The following is a 17,310-nucleotide window of genomic DNA, read 5'->3' as shown; positions in this document are numbered from 1 at the left end:
TACCTCAGGGGGTGGCCAGCCGACGCCGCATCGACCAGGCCGCGATCAACAGAAGCAGGGTGGCGACGGCCAATGCGGCCAGGTCGATCAGTACACCGCGTTGCAGGGCGCCCGCCGTGTCCTGGAATTCGAAACGGGGCAGGGCGTCGTACTCGGCCAGCGTCTGTGGCACGTCACGGTCCAGATAGTCCTTGTGCAGCTGCCGACGTGTGTGCCAGTACGCGAGGACCTGCTGCTGGAACGCCAGCGCCCGGTCGGCGTCGGATCCGGCGAGGCGGTCCAGTGCATCCTGCACCGCGACCGAAGGCAGCAGCAGGCGCGCCCGGTCGAGTGCCTGGCGCCGCGCGTCCTCAGCCTTCGTGTGCGCGGCGATCAAGGGCGCGATGGCCTGATCGGCCTGGACAAGATCGGCATAGGCCACGCGCACGGCGTCCGCAATGCGCGGTGCTGGCGAACGCGTGGCGGGGGAGGCTGCCGCGTGGCGCAGCTGCTGCTGGCGGGCAGTGTCGGCCAGCTGCGCCTTCAGTGCGGTCGCCAGTTGCATCTGCGAGGGCGGTGGAACCATCAGGTTCACCGCTGCCAGGACCAGTGATGGGGCCATGACAACGATCAGCAGCCACAGTGCGCCAGCGGCGATCGCGGCCTCGGTGGTGCGCCGGGCGAAGCAGCCGATAAGCACCGCCAGTGCCAGCCAGAAGCTGCCGTAGGCGAGCACGATCAGGGCAAGCACGGCCAGGCCGGAAGGGCGTGTTGCGCCCGAGCCAGCGGCAACGGCAATGATGATCGCCAGCGCAGGCAGCAGCACGATGGCACCTCGGGCCAGGGCCTTGACCGCGATCAGCCGCCCTGCCGCGATGGGCTGTGACAACACCAACGCTGTGATGCCGCGCTCGCGTTCGCGCGACCAGAGATCGAAGGTGGTCGCCAGGATGACCAAGGGCAGCAGAAACACAATGACGAAGGCCAGGTCGAATCGGCCAGCGGCCTGCACGGCAGGATTGCCGATGTCGGACCACACATGCCTGAGCAGCTGGGTACGGTCACCCAGCGCAACCACATCGGCGGTGTAGGGGTAGGCGTCCGCCTGTCCAATCGACAATGCCGCCATCGGGCCGGGAGGGAGCACCGGCTGGACGCGGGGCAGTACCGACGGCGCCTTGCCAACGAACCCCCGGCTGCGGTCCCTGGCATCCTGTTCTTCCGCGTTGATCAGGCTGATGGCTGCCTCGCGCTGCCCGACCCACGCACTGCCATTCCATGCTGCATAGGCCGCCAGCACCACCAGCAGGCCAAGCAGCACCGGCAACGCCCGGTCACGCAGCAGGCGACGGATCTCATGCCCTGCGATCGACAGGCTGCTCATGGGGCACTCCCGAGATGCCGCGCCGACGTGAACACCAGCCCCAGGGCCAGCAGCACCCAGGCCAGCAGGATGGCGAAATTCACCGACTGTGCCGCGGCGATGTGGCCCAGCGGCGGTTGTTGCGGGCTGTACGCCACGGAGCGGGTAAGGGTCGCGATATCGGCCAGATGCTTGCTGCCGTTCGCGGCCTTGTGCTGTTTCACTTCCAGGTTGAGTGCCTGGATCAGCCGGTAGCGATAGTCTTCGACTCCGCGCAGGAACGCCAGTTGTGCAGGGAAGTCGGTGCGCGCCAGTGCCCGTGACGCGGCCTGCAGCGCGAGGGTGGGCGACAGCGCCGCGAAGGCGCGCTGCGTGATCGCCTGCCGCTGGTAGGTAGCGTAGATGCGTTCGAAGTGGCGGTTGTAGGTCTCGGTGGAATTGGCTTCGGCGAACTCCAGCGCCACGCCGCGGAAGTTGACCGGAAGATCGTCCACGTCCTTCACCTGATAGCGTGCCAGCATCTCTGCTTTCAGTGCGTCCAGCCGCTTGTCCGCCGGGTCGTGGCCATCTGCGCCGTGCTCTGCGTCCTCGCTGACCGCCGCCCGGAACGCGGGGGCAGTAGGCGTGGGATACAGTGATTCGGCCAGTGCGGGGGCCACCCGCGGCGCGAGCAGGGTGGCTACCACCCAGAAGCCGAGCAGCACCACCAACGACGTGCGTGCTGCGCTGAAGCGCGCCGAGACGCCGATGGTGATGGCGCAGAACACCAGGAGATAGAGCGCATACGCCGCGAACATCGCAATCAGCGCCATGATGTCGGCCGTGCCGAGGGTGCGTCCGGCCATGCCGGGAACACTGACCGCCAGCAGGGCGAGCACCAGCAGCAGCGATGCCGTTGCCAGCGCGATCAGCCGGCCGCCGATCAGGACGTGGGCCGATGCACCACTGCCGAGCTCCTGGCGGAGGGTTTCGCGGGCGACATCGCCGGAGAGGCTGGCGAATCCGGCAAGGATGATCAGCAGAGGCGCCACGACCTGCAGCGCCCATGCGGCGGAGAAGCCATCGAACCGGCTGAGCGCGGTGCCGGCGTCGACGGGTCGGTGCCGGGCCGGGTTCTGCGCATGGCCTTCGATGAACACCGAGGTGCCGACGAAATCCGTGATGCCCGGGTCGAGCGCCGCCAGCGGCCGCACCGGCGCGGGAATGGCGCGGCCGACGTGCGCGGCAGCATGCGGGTCGATCGTGCCCTGGCTGTCCCATAGCCCGGCCTCCTGCTCCGCTACGATCTGGCGCTCCTGGGCCTGCTGCGCCAGCCGTGCTGCGCCCGTGGTAACCGACGCTCCCGCAAGCAGCAGCAGGGTCAGCGCGAGCCACAACAGGCGCCGCTCGCGCCACATCAGCTTCAGCTGGGTCGCGGCAACGACCAGCGTCTGGCGCACGGCGGATGCGGGTCTGGAGAAGGTGGGGGAGGCATCGCTCATGGCGGGCGCCCTACCAGCGATGGGTCAATGTCATGGACAGGAATCGGCCGAGCGCCGTTGCATTGGTCGGGTCGAAACCGGTGTTGATGCTGTTGACGATGAAGGGCGGATTCCGGTCGAACAGGTTCTGCACGTTGAAGGCCAGCGAAGTGCCCTGTCCGGCACCGGCAGCACCGCTGAAGTCATACCTGAGATTGAGGTCGACCGTCGTCCACGAGCTGACATGGTGGTCGGCGCGGTTGGCGGGATCGCGATAGCTGTCCACGTAGTTCACGAACAGCCCGCCGGCAACCTGCCGGTGGCTCATGGCGAGGCCGCCGCGCACCTTCAGGTCGACCGGGAAGTACACCGCATTCACCGCGTCCACCTCGGGCGAGGTGGCGGTCACGCGGCGCTTGGAATCGATGATGTACTGGCCGGCAAGGTTCAACGCGATGCGGGTCTGGCCAGCGTCGAAATCGTAGGAGGCATTGAAATCGACGCCGCGCTGCGAAGTGAACGCGTTGTTGCGAAAGCGGTTGTCCAGGATGACTTCGCTGCTGGTTTCATCGGTTCCTGGTGTCAGGGCATAAGGGCCCACCCGCGATACGAACAGGCCCAGGCCGGAGGCACCCAGCTGGCGCGCCTGCTGGATCTGCTGCGGCGTCGGGTTGACGGTCAGCAGGTCCGCATAGGGCGCGGTGGACTGCAGGAACAGCGACGGGAAACTGCCGCCGAAACCGCTGCCGATCCGGTCGGCATACTCGATGTGATAGTAGTTCGCGTCGATCTTGAGGCCCGGCAGCGACGGGGGCGCGAACGAGAAGCCGCCGGTCCAGGTCGTGGCACGTTCGGGCCCCAGATCCGGGTTGCCGTTGGAGAGCATCATCAGCACCGTGCTTCCGTTGGCCGCGCTCGGGTTGGGTACTTTGGCCACCACCACGGTGTTGTTCAGCTGCATGTCCTGGTAGACCGGCGCCCGGTAGGAGCGGCCGTAGCTGGTGCGGAATGAAAGTCCTTCCGTTGCTTCCCACAGCAGGCCGAGCTTGGGATTGAGGGTGGAACCAAAATCGCTGTAGTCGTCGTAGCGTGCGGCCGCAGTCAGCGACAGCCGACGAACGCCAGGCATGTCTGCCAGCAGCGGAATGTTGAGCTCAGCGAAAGCGGAACGGATCGTGCGCTGCAGATCCAGCGGCTTCTCAAGCCCGCGGTGGTCGAGCAGTTCATAGCCATCGCGGCGGTAGCCCGCACCGAATGCCGCGCGTACGCCGCCGGCCGGAAGATTGAACAGCTCGCCGTCGGCGATCACTTCCAGATAGCGCGATTCGGAGTTCGTATCCGTCGGCGGCGCGGTGCTGACCGAGCTGCCGGTGATGGTCGTTCTCTCGTAGGAGACGTCGCTCCTGCCGAATCCGGAATTCAGGCGGGCCTGCCACTGGCGCGGAAGCTCGAAAGTAAGCCCGGCGAACACATCGAACTGCCGCGTGTGCGGGAACAGGCGGGTCTCGTCGGCGGTGCCGGAAATGGTGGTGTCCATCTCGCGCTTGGCAAAGGAGCCGGTCAGGTTGAGCGTCAGCACATCACTGAGCTCCTGCACGCCGTCCAGATACAGGCTGTGCCGCTTCGAACCGGGATAGATGTCGTAGGGCTTGACCGTAACGTTCCGGGAAAAGTCCTTGTCGACGGCGGCGAGGTTGCCCTGCTTCAGGAACTCGTAGCTGGCCATCAGGTGGCCACCCTCCCACGACCAGCCGGCCGACTGCGAGGCCTGGTACTCGTCCATGTTGCCGCGGGTGACGCTGCCATAGCGCAGCGAGGTCTCATAGCCGGTGAAATCGCGGCGCAGGACGATGTTGACCACACCGCCGACGGCGTCGGTGCCGTAGATGGCAGAGGCGCCATCGGTGAGGATCTCCACGCGCTCGATGGCGCTCAGCGGAATCAGCGAGATGTCGACGTATTGGTAGCGGTTCGAGGAGGTCACACGGTGGCCGTTGATCAGCGTCAGCGTGGTGCCCGTGCCGAGGCCACGCAGGTTGATGGCGGTGCCCTGGCCGAAGTTGTTGCCGGTATCGCGGTCGACGCCGAGGTTGCCGACGTTGGCGCCGTTGGCACCACCGCCGAAGTTCTGCGGCAGCTTCTCGAAGAGCTGCTGCAACGAGGCCACCCCGGTTCGATCAATGGCCTCCCGGTCGATCACGATGACCGGAGAGGCGCCGCCGCCAATGGCATCGCGGATATTGCTGCCAATGACCATCACCTTGTCCAGCGTGGCGGTATCGGATCGCCGGTCGCCCTGGGCAGTACTGCCCAGAGCGCTGGCATCCTGCGCCATTGCCGGCGCGTTGAGCTGCAGAGCAGCGGCCAGGCTGGCGACCACCAATGCCGCCGGCCTGGCAGTGGATGCGTTGTTCATGCCCCGGTCCATCGATCTCATCGGATGTTGGTCTGCGGCACGAGCCATCGCGCCTTCAATGGAGATGTTATAGCATATCATTCAAGGTGCGCGACGATCTTGCTGTGCCGAGGGCCGAGGGGCGAGGGCAGGCGCACCGCCACACACGAGTCACTGCACAGATGCCGGACCGACGCTGATGAGAATGTTCGCGCTGCCGCCGCCGGTCACCGAGATCCTCGTCGCGTACTGGAAGGCGGACCGCAGGCTGCTGCTGTTGATCGCCGCCATCGTCATGCTTTCCGGCCTGGCCACGGTGGCAGCGCCGTACCTGTTCTCGCGCCTGATCGACCGCATCAGCACGGAAGGCATCCGTGAACTGGCGGGATGGTTCCTGCTCTACGCGGTGATGCTCGGCGCCGCCAGCATCCTGCAGAACACCGTGCAGTACCTGTCGTTCCTCAGTGGCGAAAACCTTGGTTTCATCACCAGCACCCGCTACTTCGCGCGCCTGCTGAAGAAGACCCACAGCTTCTTCCTGGATTACAACGCAGCCGAACTGCAGGTGGCCGGCGAGAAAGGCCGCAACGCGCTGAAGATCGTGGTGCAGCTCGGCCTGGTGGTGTTCATTCCCAGCGCACTGCAGATCCTGCTGACCCTGCTGACACTGGGCGCACTGATCAACCTGCAGATGGTGGCGATCGTGCTGGGCTATGGCTCTGTGGCCGTCACGCTCTCGGCCATCGCCACCCGGCGAGCACGGATCCATCGTGAGGCGGCGGTCGAGGCGGGCCAGCAGAATGCGCGCTTTGTCGGCAATGCGATGAACGCGATGGAGACGTTGCGCCAGTTCGGCGGCAGCGCGTGGATGATCCAGCGCTTCGAACAGAAGGCCCAGGAGGTGCGCGACAGTTGGCGTGCCTACGTGCTGCAGCGGATCGGCTTCATCGTGCTGCTCGGCATCGGCCTGGCGGTCGAGTTCATCGTCACCTTCGCGCTGCTACTCCCACGCTACCAGAGTGGTGACCTGAGCGTCGGCGATATCGTGCTGTTCAATCTGCTGTTGCTGCAGCTCAACATGCCCTTTGAAATGATCGCGCGCTCGATTGATGACGTTGCCCGTTCGTGGACGCTGCTGACGCCGCTGTCGGCCCTGTGGGCGGCGCCCGAAGAACGGCAGGCGGCGAACGCCGGCCGATTCCGCGGAAAGTGCGGCCGGATCGAGTTCCAGCATGTCAGCCATCGCTACGGCAATGGCCGGGGCGTCCGGGATGCGTCCTTCCACGCCAGGCGCGGCGGCATCAACTTCCTGATGGGGGAGACCGGGGCAGGGAAGTCGACGCTGTTCAAGCTGGCACTGAAGTCGATCGAGCCCCAGCACGGTCGCATCCTGGTGGATGGCACCGACCTGGCCCACATCGACCGTGCCGCGTGGCACGCCGCCGTCGCCGTCGTTCCCCAGGATGTCATCCTGCTCAACGAGAGCCTGGCCGACAACATCCTGCTGGGGCGCCCGCGCGACGACACCCGGTTGCGTCACGCGACCCACAAGGCGTCGATCCTGGCCTTGATCGACGCGCTGCCCGAAGGGTTTGAAACCAGCGTGGGCGAGCGTGGCCTGAAACTTTCCGGTGGCGAACGGCAGCGCATCGCCATTGCCCGTGCACTCTATGGAGAGCCCACCATCCTGTTCCTGGATGAAGCCAGCTCGGCGCTGGACGAGGCGACCGAGCGCGAGATCATGGGCCATATCCGTGCGCTAGCCGGTGATGTCACGATCGTGGCCATCACCCATCGCCGCAGCGTGGTAACCGAAGCCGACCAGGTGATCGTGCTGGCCACGGGCTGACGGGACATGGCGGACACCTGCACCTGCAGCTGGGGCGCAGTGCTTCTGGGGTACGCTGTGCGCGACCTTTCCCGGTACCGCCCGTGCTGTCGATGCATGGCCCGTGACCCCGCACCGACTCATCCCAGGAATCCCGCATGTCCGACAACGCTCCACCGCTGAACATCCTGGCGTTTGCCGGCAGCCTGCGTGGCAACAGTTACAACCGGCGCCTGATCAGAGCCGCGGCAGGCGCCGCGCCTGCGGGCCTGCTGCTGAGCGTGCATGACACCATTGCCGATGTTCCGCTGTTCGATGAAGACCTCGAAGCCGCCGATCCGGCTGGCCCTGCCGGGGTCAAGCGCCTGCGCGCGGCCATTGCAGCCGCTGACGGCGTGCTGATCGCCACGCCGGAGTACAGCCAGTCACTTCCCGGCGTACTCAAGAACACGCTCGATTGGCTGTCCCGCGACGATGCCGAATACCGCACGGTCCTTTCGGCCAAGCCGGTGGCGATCATCGGCGCCACGCCGGGTCACTGGGGCACCAAGCTGGCACAGTCGCAGCTGCGCCATACACTGACCGCCATGGGTGCCTTGACCATGGCCTCGCCACAGCTTTACGTGGCCGAAGCTGCGGCGGCCTACGACAACGATGCGGACGATTTCGACGCGGCGACGCGCAAGCGCCTGCAGCGCTTCCTGGAGGGATTCCAGGCCTGGGTCCAGCTGCTGCAGGGCAGGGCATCGCGCGGTTGAGCGGTGCCGGCAGAGGGTGTCAGCGCCCGCTGGTGCCAGCGCCCGGATCATGCAGCCCGCGCAGCTTCTTCTTGTTGATCTTGCCCACGCTGGTGCGCTCGATCGCATCCACGAAGCTGACACGCTCCGGAATCGCATAGCGTGAGACGTCTCCGGAACGGCTGCGCGCTGCGACAAGTTCGATGATCTCCGCCTCTGACACATCACGGCCGGGCAGCCTGACCACCAGTGGCAGGGGCCGTTCGCCCCATTTCGCATCGGCGATACCGATCACCGCGACTTCGCTGACCGCAGGGTGCAGCGCGATGATGTCTTCCAGCGCGAGCGACGAGATCCATTCGCCACCGGTCTTGATCACGTCCTTGATGCGATCGGTGACGCGCAGGTAGCCACCTTCGTCGATGTTGCCGATGTCGCCGGTGTGCAGGTAGCCGCCCACCCACAATGCTGCCGAAGCGTCGGGATCGTTCAGGTAACCCTGGGTCAGCCAGGGTGCTCGTGCCACCACTTCGCCGGTGGCGACGCCATCGTGGACGACATCGCCCATGTCCGGGTCGACAATCCGCAGGTCCACCAGCGGCACCGGAATGCCGGCCTTGGTGCGCAATGAAAGCACCTCGTCGGCATCGGTCACACTGTCCACGTCGATCTGGGCGATGGTGAGCAGAGGGCAGGTCTCGGACATGCCATAGCCGCCGAAGATATCGATGCCCCGTGCCAGTGCACGCTGCGCCAGGGCACGGGGCAGGGCGGCACCGCCGATGATCACCTTCCAGCCCTCCAGGTCGGTCTGCGTCGCGTCCGGGTGCTCCAGCAGCATGTGCAGGATGGTTGGCACGCAGTGCGAGAAGGTCACCTTTTCGCGGGCGATCAACGCCAGCAGCTTCGCAGGCAGGTAACGCCCCGGATAGACCTGCTTGATGCCCATCGCGGTAGCCACGTAGGGCAGGCCCCACGCGTGCACATGGAACATCGGGGTCATGGGCATGTAGACATCGTCACGATGCAGGCGGCCCTGGCGGGAGGCGCCGCCGAGTGCGGCCATCGCCGCCAGCGAATGCAGCACCAGCTGCCGGTGGCTGAAATAGACCCCCTTGGGCAACCCGGTGGTTCCAGTGGTGTAGAACACCGTGGCACGGGCATTCTCGTCAAAGTCCGGGAAGCGGACGACCGGCGTGGCGTCACGCAACCCCGTTTCGTACTCGGTGGCGAAGCCTGGCGGCAGCGCGCCATCGGCATCGTCCAGCAGAATGCGGGTGCGCAGGTCCGGCAGCTGCTCGTCGATGGCGTCCAGCAGCGGCAGGAACTCGCGGTTGGCCAGGATCGTCCGCGCGCCGCTGTGGTTCAGCGTGTACGCGATCTGCTCGGGGGCCAGGCGCACGTTCACCATCATCAGCACCGCACCGATCATCGGCACCGCGAAGTAGGCCTCCAGGTAGCGGTTGCTGTCCCAGTCCATCACCGCCACCGTGTCGCCGTGGCCGACTCCCAGCGAGGTCAGCAGGCCTGCCAGCTGGCCGATGCGCGCGTGCAGGGTGCGGTAATCGAACCGTACCTGGTCGCCGTAGACGATTTCCTGTCCAGGGCTCACTGCCAGCGGCATCAGCAGCAGCTGCTTGATCAGCAGTGGATAGGCATGGGCATCGGGAGTGGGGGCGGATGACATGGCATTTCCTCGTGGGCGGCGTTGCGGTCGCCGGCCTTCTCCGCCCCACACTAGCAAGCCCTTCCCGCTGTACCAGCGTACCTAGGTACCTGTTCCCGCGCGCACCCGATTTGATAATCTCGCCAGGACATGCCCACCCTGCTCATCGCCGATGATCACCCCTTGTTCCGTGCGGCACTGCATCGCGCGGCGGAAGAGGCGGTCGACGATCTGCAGATCAGCGAGGCTGATTCGCTGGACGGCGTGCTGGAGGTGATCGAGAACCAGTCGATCGACCTGATGCTGCTGGACCTGCACATGCCCGGCAACCATGGGCTGGCCGGGCTGGCCACGATCCGTGCCCTGCAGCCGGGCCTGGCGATCATCATCGTCTCCGCCAACGAGGAGCCGCAGGTCATCCGGCGTGCCATCGACCTCGGCGCCGCAGGTTACCTGCCCAAGAGCTCGGGCTTGAACGAACTGCAGTCCGCGCTACAGTCCGTGCTGGAGGGTGAGCGCTGGATTCCAGCGTTGCTGCGCGAGCCGGTGGCGCGGGTGGCACCGTTCAGCAGGGATGCCGACCTGGCCGCACGCCTGGCCAGCCTGTCGGCACATCAGTACAAGGTGCTGGGGCTGGTGGCCGAGGGCCTGCTCAACAAGCAGATCGCCGACCGGTTGGGCGTACAGCTGCGCACGGTCAAGGCGCACATGACACGCATCATGGAGCGGCTGGGCGTGCGCAACCGCGCGCAGGCCATCCGCGTGCTGCACGAAATGGGGTTGGCCGATCCGTCCCGGCAGATCGAAGAGCTTCCCGAGCCCTGATGGGTCAGGGCGTGGCAGTGGCCGCCAGCAGGTGGTTGATCGCCCAGCGCAGCGCCAACGGCTTGAATGGCTTGTTGAGCAGGGACAGCCCAACGCCGCGCACCGCCTCGCGCGTATCGCTGCCGGTATCCGCGCTGAGGATCACCGTCGGCCGCGGCCCATGCATGCCCACCAGCCGCTTCCACAGCGCAACACCGGTATCGCCGTCATCCAGGTGATAGTCGAACAGCCACAGCGCCGCCTCGTGCGCTGAGGGTCCGATGTCATCGGCGTTACCTGCCGCGATCACATCGCAACCCCAGGAATGCAGCAGCTGCCGCATCGCCGCCAGTGCGTCCGGGTCGTTGTCCACCACCAGTACACGAATTCCCTTCAGGGCGCTGCTGCCGCCCGTCGGTGGTGAACTGCGCGGGGTCACAGGGGGTGCTGCGCGTTGCACGCTGATCGAGAAGGCCGAGCCATGCCCGGGTACGCTGCGCAGGTGCAAGGGTGCATGCAGCAGGTCGGCGATGCGGTGCGCGATGGTCAAGCCCAGGCCCAGTCCTTGCCCGTTGCTGCGATCGACCCGGTGGAACTCCTCGAACACCACCTCCTGCTGCTCCGGAGCAATGCCGGGGCCGGTGTCATGCACGCCGATCATCAGTGCCTGCCCCTGGCGGCGTACACCCAGCAAGACACCGCCATGGCGGGTGTAACGAATGGCGTTGGCCAGGAAGTTCTGCAGCACCCGGCGCAGCAGCAGCGGGTCGCTATGGACCCAGGCCTGGCTCCGCACGTGGCGGAACTGCAGGCCACGCGCCGCCGCAAGCACCGCGAACTCCTGCGCAAGCGGATCCAGCACGGTCGACAGCGCGAAGGGGCGCGGATCGGCCACCAGCCCACCGGCTTCCAGTCGCGAGATATCCAGCAGGCCGGACAGCAGGTCATCAGTGGAATCCAATGCGCCGCGGATCTGCCGCAGGAAACTGTCGAGGAACTCGGACTCGATGTGCTGCGACATCGCCTCGGTCAGCAACTGGGCCGCATGCAGGGGCTGGATGAGGTCATGGCCGACCGCCGTCAGGAAGCGCGTTTTTGCCGCGTTCGCGCGCTCGGCCTCCTGTACCGCCTGCTGCAGCCGCGCGGTGCGGTCCTGTACTCGGCGTTCCAGATTTTCATTGCTGCGCTTGAGCGCATCCTCCGCGCGGCGGAACGCCGTGACATCCGTGAAGGTGGCTACATAGCCGCCGCCCGGCATCGGGTTGCCGCGGATCTCGACGATGGTGTCATCGGGGAAGATCCGTTCGGACAGGTGCGGCGTGCCACGGCGCATATGCGCGACGCGGCGCTGCAATGCCTTGGTGGGCGTGTCGCCGGGGCCATCGCCGATCTTCAGCTGCCCCAGTGCCCATGCCGTGAGGTTGACCACCGGCTGCCCGACCTGCAGCAGCTCAGGCGGGAACTTGAACAGCGCGGCGTAGCGGCTGTTCCAGGCCACCAGCTGCAGCTGCGCATCGACCACGCTGATGCCCTGGCTCATGTTCTCCAGCGCAGCTTCCAGCAGGCGCTGGTTGAAGCGCAGCACCTGGGTGGCCTCGCCGACGGCGCGGGTCACCGCGTCCAGCGGCGCGGCGCCGCCCTCGCGTGCGGCTTCGACCAGCAGCCGTGCCATGCCTGCGCCGACCACGGCGGTCAGCTCACGCTCGACGGCGGTGACCCGGTCGTCATCCAGCATCTGCCCGGCGTAGCCCTCCAGCAGCTGGCGCGCACGCTCCTGGCCAAGGAAGCGTCCGGCGGTCCTGCGCAGGGACGCCGCAGCCACCGCATCCCGCCTCCGCGGCAACGACGGACGCACGGCCCGCGACACCAGTGCCACGGCCAGCAGGTTGACCGCCAGGCTGGCACCCATGCTGATGGCGATATGCCCCGGCTGCACGCGCAGCGAGACCACCGACAACCAATGCAGCCCGTCGGCGCCGACCGATGGCGTGGCGGCCGGGATCACCATCGGCAGCAGTACCAGCCACAGCCAGGCCAATGAGCCCAGCACGATGCCGGCCATGATGGCCGCGGAGGGCGTACGCGGGCGATATACCGCCAGCAGCACTGCCGGTGCCAGCTGCGAGAGAGCGGTGAAGGACATCAGGCCGAAATCGCTGAGTGCCTCCGTGTCGCTCATCGCGCGGCTGTACAGCCACGACATCAGGAACACGGCGAGGATGCCGGCACGGCGGAACGCCAGCACGCGGGGGCGCAGATCGGCATTGGCCACACCGCCCTCGATGCCACCGAGCAGGCGTGAACCGAACCCATGGTTGCCAAGCATGATCGACAGGGTCAGCCCGGACAGGATCATCATGCCGGTGGCCGCGCTCAGGCTGCCCAGATAGGCCAGCAGCGCCAGCAGATGATGGCCACCGGCCTGCGGCAGCGCCAGCACGTACAGGTCCGGTGATACCGAGGCCGGCAGCTGCGCGGCGCCGGCCAATGCCATCGGCACCGACGGCAGGCCGATCAGCAGCAGGTAGACCGGGAACATCCAGCGTGCCGTCTTCAGGTCCGAGGTCTGGCGAAGCTCGACCACGCCGACGTGGAACTGGTGCGGCAGGGTGAACGCGGAGATCGCCCCGAGCGCGACCATGGTGAGATAGTCCGGCACGATGGCCGGGGGCGGCAGCTGCACCATCTTCTCCAGCAGCGGTGTGCCGGCCGTGTGCACGGACAGCGCCGCATACAGGCCAATGGCCAACAGCGCCACCAGTTTCAACACCGATTCCAGGCCCAGCGCGACCACGATGCCGCGGTTGGGCTCGGTGGCCGAGGCCTTGCGTGCACCGAACAGCAGGGTGAACGCAGCCATCGTCAGCGCGAACCAGAACGACATGTCCAGCTGCGCACCGGCAGGCGCGAACCGATCACCGAGCAGGGCGCCCAGCCCCTGGCTGACGGCTTTCAGCTGCAGTGCGATGTAGGGAATGATGCCGAACAGCGCCACCAGGGTGATGGTGAAGCCAAGACCACGATCGGCACGCAGTCGTGCAACGACCAGATCGGCGATGGTCGCACTGTTGTGCTGTTTGGCCAGCCGCCCCAGGCGGAGCAGGAACGGCAGGCCCAAGGCGAAGATCAGCGCCATCCCGGCCAGGGTCGGTGGAATCGGAAAGCCCCATTGCAGCCCCTGCGAGGCCGCGCCGTAGTAGGTCCACGCGGTGCAGTGCACGGCCAGCGACAGTGCATAGATGAGCGGCCATGCCCTCGAAAGCCGGTGCCCCCGGCGCTCGCCCCACAGCGCCACGCCAAACAGCAGTGCGGTCCATGCAATGCAGGCGAAGAGGACGATGGAGGGCGTCAACATCGCTCCAGTGTAGGGAGAGAAGCGGGGAGGGTGGTGCTAGGAGGCGATCACGATCAGTGACAGCTGCTCAGCGACCAGTGCCAGCTCGCCATCAGCAACCCGCTCGACGGCCTTGCGCTGGGTCAGCAGCCATTGGCCGGGCTGCCGCGCGTCCAGTGACACCAGCTGCGAGCGTACCCGCACCTCGGACCCGCTCGGCACCGGCGCCAGGAAGCGGACCTTGTTCAAGCCGTAGTTGAGCACATGGGCGATGCCGGGGAAGCCGGCGAGGGCGGCCACATCGTCCTCCACCGTCAGCGAGAGCAGCAGGAAGCCGTGTGCGATGGTCTGCCCACCCGGCATCTGCGCCTGCGCCCGCGCTGGATCGACATGGATCCAGTTGTGGTCGCCGGTGGCGTCGGCAAAGGCATCGATGCGCGCCTGGTCCACGCGGGTCACGCCACTCAGCCGCTCGCTGGCTGCCCACTGCTGCAACGCCTGCAGGGCGGGAGGCAGGTCGCTGTCCGCACTCACGCCACACGCTCCAGCAAGGTCAGGATCGCGTCACGTGCCTCTGGTTCGGACAGCATCGGAGCGTGCCCCACATCGGGCACTTCCACCAGGCGGGCACTTTCCGAGGTGGCCGCCATCTGTCGCGCGACATCGGCTGGCAGGATGTCGGACAGCGCACCGCGCACCACCAGCACCGGCACCCGTGCGGTCAGCCCGCGAACCGCACGCCATAGCAGCGGACGCAACAGCCACAGCAGCCATGGCCGGGTGGTGCGGATCACCGCCGGGTCGTAGTCCAGTTCCAGCAGGCCATCGTTTCGTGGGCGGAAGGTGCGCACCGCCATCTGCCGCCAGTCGTCGGTGCTGAAGCGAGGGAACGCGGCCTTGCCGATGGATTCCACGTAAGCCGTGGCCTGCACCAGGTCCATCGGCGGGACCGGCTTGCCGGCGTACTTGCCGATCCGTGCCAGCGCCTCGCGTGGCACCTTGGGGCCGGCATCGTTGAGCACCGCGCCCGCGATCCGCTCGGGCGCGCGCGAGGCGAGGGTGATGGTCACCAGTACGCCCAGCGAGGTGCCGACGAACACCGCCTTGTCGATGTTCTGCGAGCGCAGCAGCGCGACCATGTCATCCGCATAGGCACGTGGGTTGTAGCTGGACGGGTCATATGCGCGTTCCGACCCTGCGCGACCGCGCAGGTCGACCGCGATCACGCGCCAGCCCTCGGCGGTGAGTACATCGGCCAGCGCGTCGAAATCGGCGCCATTGCGGGTCAGTCCTGGAATGCAGACCACCGTGCCACGCGCTGCCTGCCCCGCATCGGGTGCATGGTCGCGCGCGTGCAGGCGCAATCCATCATTGCTGTTCCAGTACAGGTCGTCGTAAGACTGCGTCATGCAGAAGCTTCCTGAAGATCGTAACGGATGCGCTAGAAATCGTACCGGACGCTGAGGCTATATTGGCGCGGCGGGCCATAGAAGCCAATCAGCGTGCCGACCGCCGGGATGTTGTAGCCGGTGGTGCGGTATTCCTTGTCGGCCAGGTTGGTGCCCTGCAGCGAGAAGGTCCACGCATCGTCCAGGCGCCAGATGACGCCGGCATTGACCAGCCCGTAACCCTGCTGTCGGATCACCGGGCTGAGGTCAGTGGTCGGCCACACTTCGCTCTGGTAGCTGTAGCTCACCCGTGCCGACAGGTTGCTGCCGTTGGCCAGGTCGGTGCGGTATTCCACATTCAGCGCCCCCGAGAATTCCGGGGCATTGGTGAACTTCATCTGCCTGGCCACGTTGATGCCGCGGTCCATGTACTCGTCGTACTTGGTATCCAGCCATGCCAGGTTGCCGGAAATCAGCCAGTGCTGGCTGGGCAGGTACTGATACTCGACTTCCAGGCCTTTGACGGTACCGGCGCCGGCATTGGTGAAATCACCGAAGAATGAATCGTCGATGCCATCGCCGTTGGTATCCAGACCGGTGAACACCGACAGCTGGATGTCCTTGTACTTGTTGTAGAACGCCGACAGGTTCAGGAACAGGCGCTGGTCGAGGAAGGCCATCTTGCTGCCGACTTCGTAGCTGTCCACGGTCTCGTCATCGAACGGCTCCGCCGAGCGCGGTGCCGCCACCGCGTTGGCGCGGATGTTGTAGCCACCGGACTTGAAGCCACGCGTCGCCAGGCCATAGACCATGATGTCCGGGGTGATCTGGTAGTCCAGCGAGACCTTGGGCGAGACGTTCTTGAAGTTGGTCTTCTTGTCGAAATCGGCGGTCACCGCCACCGGCCGGCTGAAGCCCGGGTCGGCGTAGAGGCGGTTCAGCACGATCGCGCGCTTGTCCTCGTCGGTGTAGCGGGCGCCGACATCGAGCTTCAGTCTGCTGGTCAGGTCGAAGGTCCAGTCCGCGTACAGCGCGATGCTGTCGGTCAGCACCTTGCCCTGGTTGTCGGCGAACTGCGCACTGAAGTAGTTGTTCTGGATCTGCCCGCCAGCTTCGCCGCTGAACTGGTACAGGCCGACCACGCCGCGCACCCGGCCGCCGGCATCGTAGTTCACCTGCACTTCGTTGCTGACCTGGTCGTCGTGGTAGGTGCCACCCACGTCGGCGAGCTTGACCGGCGCGGTATCGAAGTCGATGTTGGCCTCGCTGTCCGATTCACGCTTGGCGATCACGTACTTCAGTGCGATGTCTTCGTTCGGCCGCCAGTTCACTGTGGCCGAGGCGCCCTTGCTCTCCACGTTGTTGAGGTTGCGCATGCCCGAGCGGATGTCATAGCGGCTGTCCATCGGCGGGTAGGCGCGCAGGAACGGATTGGGCGCCAGCATCTTCGAGCCGCGCATGCCGGACTGATCGTCGATCCAGTCCAGTGCGAACTGCACGTCGAAGTCATCGCCCGCATACGCGCCCAGGTTCAGGCGTGCCACGTTGATCTGCTTGTCGCTGACCGGCTGGCCGTTGAAGGTGTTCTCGCCAAACCCGTCGTGGTTCATGCTGGCCACCGCTACACGGGCGCGCAGGCCGCTGTCGGCACCGCCGATCGGGCCGCCGATGGCCGCCTTCGCATCCAGCTGGCTGTAGTTGCCCACGGTGATCTGGGCGAAGCCCTCGGCCTGGGTGGGCAGGCCGCGCGAGATGTACTTGATCGCGCCGCCGATGGTGTTCTTGCCATACAGCGTGCCCTGCGGGCCGCGCAGCACCTCGATGCGCGAGACATCGAACACATCCAGCAGCGCACCCTGCGGGCGCGCGATATAGACGTCATCCAGGTAGATGCCCACGCCCGGATCGGCGCCCCAGGTGGGATCGGACTGGCCGATGCCACGGATGTAGGCGGTGACCGTGCTGCTGGCGCCGCGGGCAGCGTAGATGGTGAGGTTGGGCACCTGCGCATCCAGGTCGCTGATGTCCTGGACATTCATCTTGTCCAGCGCCTCGGAGGTAAACGCAGTGACGGCAACCGGCACCTCCTGCAGGGTTTCCTCGCGCTTGCGTGCGGTGACCTTGATGCTGTCCAGGTTGGTGGGTGATGCAGTCCTGTCCGCCGTCGGCGTGGCCTGGGGCGCTTCCTGGGCCAGTACCGGCCCGGAAGCCAGCAGCGCGCCGATCATGAGACTCAAACAATTCCGTTTCATTCGGTCCTCCCCCAGACAGGTGCTTGCAGATGGCCCATTGCCACCCCTGCAGCCAAGGCTAGCGGTGTCATCGGGCAGCGGCGAGTGGACCTAGGTCCAGTCGG

The 17,310-nt window shown here is 66.3% G+C and carries 11 protein-coding genes; 3 read left to right on the top strand and 8 right to left on the bottom strand.

Annotation, left to right across the window (positions count from 1 at the left end):
- Positions 1-4: 4 nt before the first annotated feature.
- Genes AC13FN_RS07910 through AC13FN_RS07900 form a run of 3 tightly spaced genes read right to left on the bottom strand, consistent with a single transcriptional unit; the run spans position 5 to position 5,218 of the window.
- Positions 5-1,363 (bottom strand): ABC transporter permease subunit, encoded by a 1,359-nt coding sequence (locus AC13FN_RS07910; protein WP_241885141.1) that lies wholly within the window; start codon positions 1,361-1,363, stop codon positions 5-7.
- Positions 1,360-2,823: a DUF3526 domain-containing protein gene (locus AC13FN_RS07905; RefSeq protein ID WP_071305240.1), complete on the bottom strand. Its 1,464-nt coding sequence runs from the start codon at positions 2,821-2,823 to the stop codon at positions 1,360-1,362. The genes AC13FN_RS07910 and AC13FN_RS07905 overlap by 4 nt, the downstream gene beginning before the upstream one ends.
- Before the next feature lie 10 nt (positions 2,824-2,833).
- Complete coding sequence (locus AC13FN_RS07900) at positions 2,834-5,218, bottom strand: TonB-dependent receptor plug domain-containing protein (RefSeq protein ID WP_482984450.1); 2,385 nt, start codon at positions 5,216-5,218, stop codon at positions 2,834-2,836.
- Positions 5,219-5,396: 178 nt separating this feature from the next.
- On the opposite strand from AC13FN_RS07900, the gene AC13FN_RS07895 reads away from it, so the two are divergent.
- Positions 5,397-7,046, top strand: coding sequence for an ABC transporter ATP-binding protein (locus AC13FN_RS07895; RefSeq protein WP_482984451.1), 1,650 nt, complete (start codon positions 5,397-5,399; stop codon positions 7,044-7,046).
- A 137-nt stretch (positions 7,047-7,183) separates the two neighbouring features.
- On the top strand, positions 7,184-7,783 hold the full coding sequence (locus AC13FN_RS07890) for an NADPH-dependent FMN reductase (RefSeq protein ID WP_401740379.1): 600 nt from the start codon (positions 7,184-7,186) through the stop codon (positions 7,781-7,783).
- 19 nt (positions 7,784-7,802) lie between these two features.
- Here the strand turns inward: AC13FN_RS07890 and AC13FN_RS07885 are convergent, their stop codons facing one another.
- Positions 7,803-9,449, bottom strand: coding sequence for a fatty acid--CoA ligase (locus AC13FN_RS07885; protein ID WP_460132542.1), 1,647 nt, complete (start codon positions 9,447-9,449; stop codon positions 7,803-7,805).
- Positions 9,450-9,578: 129 nt separating this feature from the next.
- Between AC13FN_RS07885 and AC13FN_RS07880 the strand changes: the two genes are divergently transcribed.
- Positions 9,579-10,253, top strand: a complete 675-nt coding sequence (locus AC13FN_RS07880; protein WP_197653989.1) for a response regulator — start codon at positions 9,579-9,581, stop codon at positions 10,251-10,253.
- Between the two features lie 4 nt (positions 10,254-10,257).
- On the opposite strand, the gene AC13FN_RS07875 is transcribed toward AC13FN_RS07880, so the two are convergent.
- The 4 genes from AC13FN_RS07875 to AC13FN_RS07860 are packed head-to-tail and all read right to left on the bottom strand — an operon-like array spanning position 10,258 to position 17,206.
- On the bottom strand, positions 10,258-13,587 hold the full coding sequence (locus AC13FN_RS07875; RefSeq protein WP_482984452.1) for a hybrid sensor histidine kinase/response regulator: 3,330 nt from the start codon (positions 13,585-13,587) through the stop codon (positions 10,258-10,260).
- 36 nt (positions 13,588-13,623) lie between these two features.
- The gene (locus tag AC13FN_RS07870) at positions 13,624-14,100 is read right to left on the bottom strand and encodes a MaoC family dehydratase (RefSeq protein WP_159360171.1); all 477 of its coding nucleotides are present in this window, start codon (positions 14,098-14,100) and stop codon (positions 13,624-13,626) included.
- Entirely contained in the window at positions 14,097-14,975 is an 879-nt protein-coding gene (locus tag AC13FN_RS07865) for an alpha/beta fold hydrolase (protein ID WP_241885133.1), read from the bottom strand. The genes AC13FN_RS07870 and AC13FN_RS07865 overlap by 4 nt, the downstream gene beginning before the upstream one ends.
- Before the next feature lie 32 nt (positions 14,976-15,007).
- Positions 15,008-17,206: a TonB-dependent receptor gene (locus tag AC13FN_RS07860; RefSeq protein ID WP_482984453.1), complete on the bottom strand. Its 2,199-nt coding sequence runs from the start codon at positions 17,204-17,206 to the stop codon at positions 15,008-15,010.
- Positions 17,207-17,310 lie beyond the last annotated feature (104 nt).

The sequence above is a fragment of the Stenotrophomonas sp. 115C5 genome (genome assembly GCF_056861055.1).
Note: the sequence above shows the minus strand (reverse complement) of the source record. Positions and strands in the feature narration are given on the sequence as shown.

What these genes read in the sequence shown, in the direction of transcription:
- AC13FN_RS07910 (WP_241885141.1), bottom strand. Translation starts at nt 1,363, where the DNA reads ATGAGCAGCCTGTCGATCGCAGGGCATGAGATCCGTCGCCTGCTGCGT.
- AC13FN_RS07890 (WP_401740379.1), top strand. Translation starts at nt 7,184, where the DNA reads ATGTCCGACAACGCTCCACCGCTGAACATCCTGGCGTTTGCCGGCAGC.
- AC13FN_RS07895 (WP_482984451.1), top strand. Translation starts at nt 5,397, where the DNA reads ATGAGAATGTTCGCGCTGCCGCCGCCGGTCACCGAGATCCTCGTCGCG.
- AC13FN_RS07900 (WP_482984450.1), bottom strand. Translation starts at nt 5,218, where the DNA reads ATGAACAACGCATCCACTGCCAGGCCGGCGGCATTGGTGGTCGCCAGC.
- AC13FN_RS07865 (WP_241885133.1), bottom strand. Translation starts at nt 14,975, where the DNA reads ATGACGCAGTCTTACGACGACCTGTACTGGAACAGCAATGATGGATTG.
- AC13FN_RS07905 (WP_071305240.1), bottom strand. Translation starts at nt 2,823, where the DNA reads ATGAGCGATGCCTCCCCCACCTTCTCCAGACCCGCATCCGCCGTGCGC.
- AC13FN_RS07860 (WP_482984453.1), bottom strand. Translation starts at nt 17,206, where the DNA reads ATGAAACGGAATTGTTTGAGTCTCATGATCGGCGCGCTGCTGGCTTCC.
- AC13FN_RS07880 (WP_197653989.1), top strand. Translation starts at nt 9,579, where the DNA reads ATGCCCACCCTGCTCATCGCCGATGATCACCCCTTGTTCCGTGCGGCA.
- AC13FN_RS07885 (WP_460132542.1), bottom strand. Translation starts at nt 9,449, where the DNA reads ATGTCATCCGCCCCCACTCCCGATGCCCATGCCTATCCACTGCTGATC.
- AC13FN_RS07875 (WP_482984452.1), bottom strand. Translation starts at nt 13,587, where the DNA reads ATGTTGACGCCCTCCATCGTCCTCTTCGCCTGCATTGCATGGACCGCA.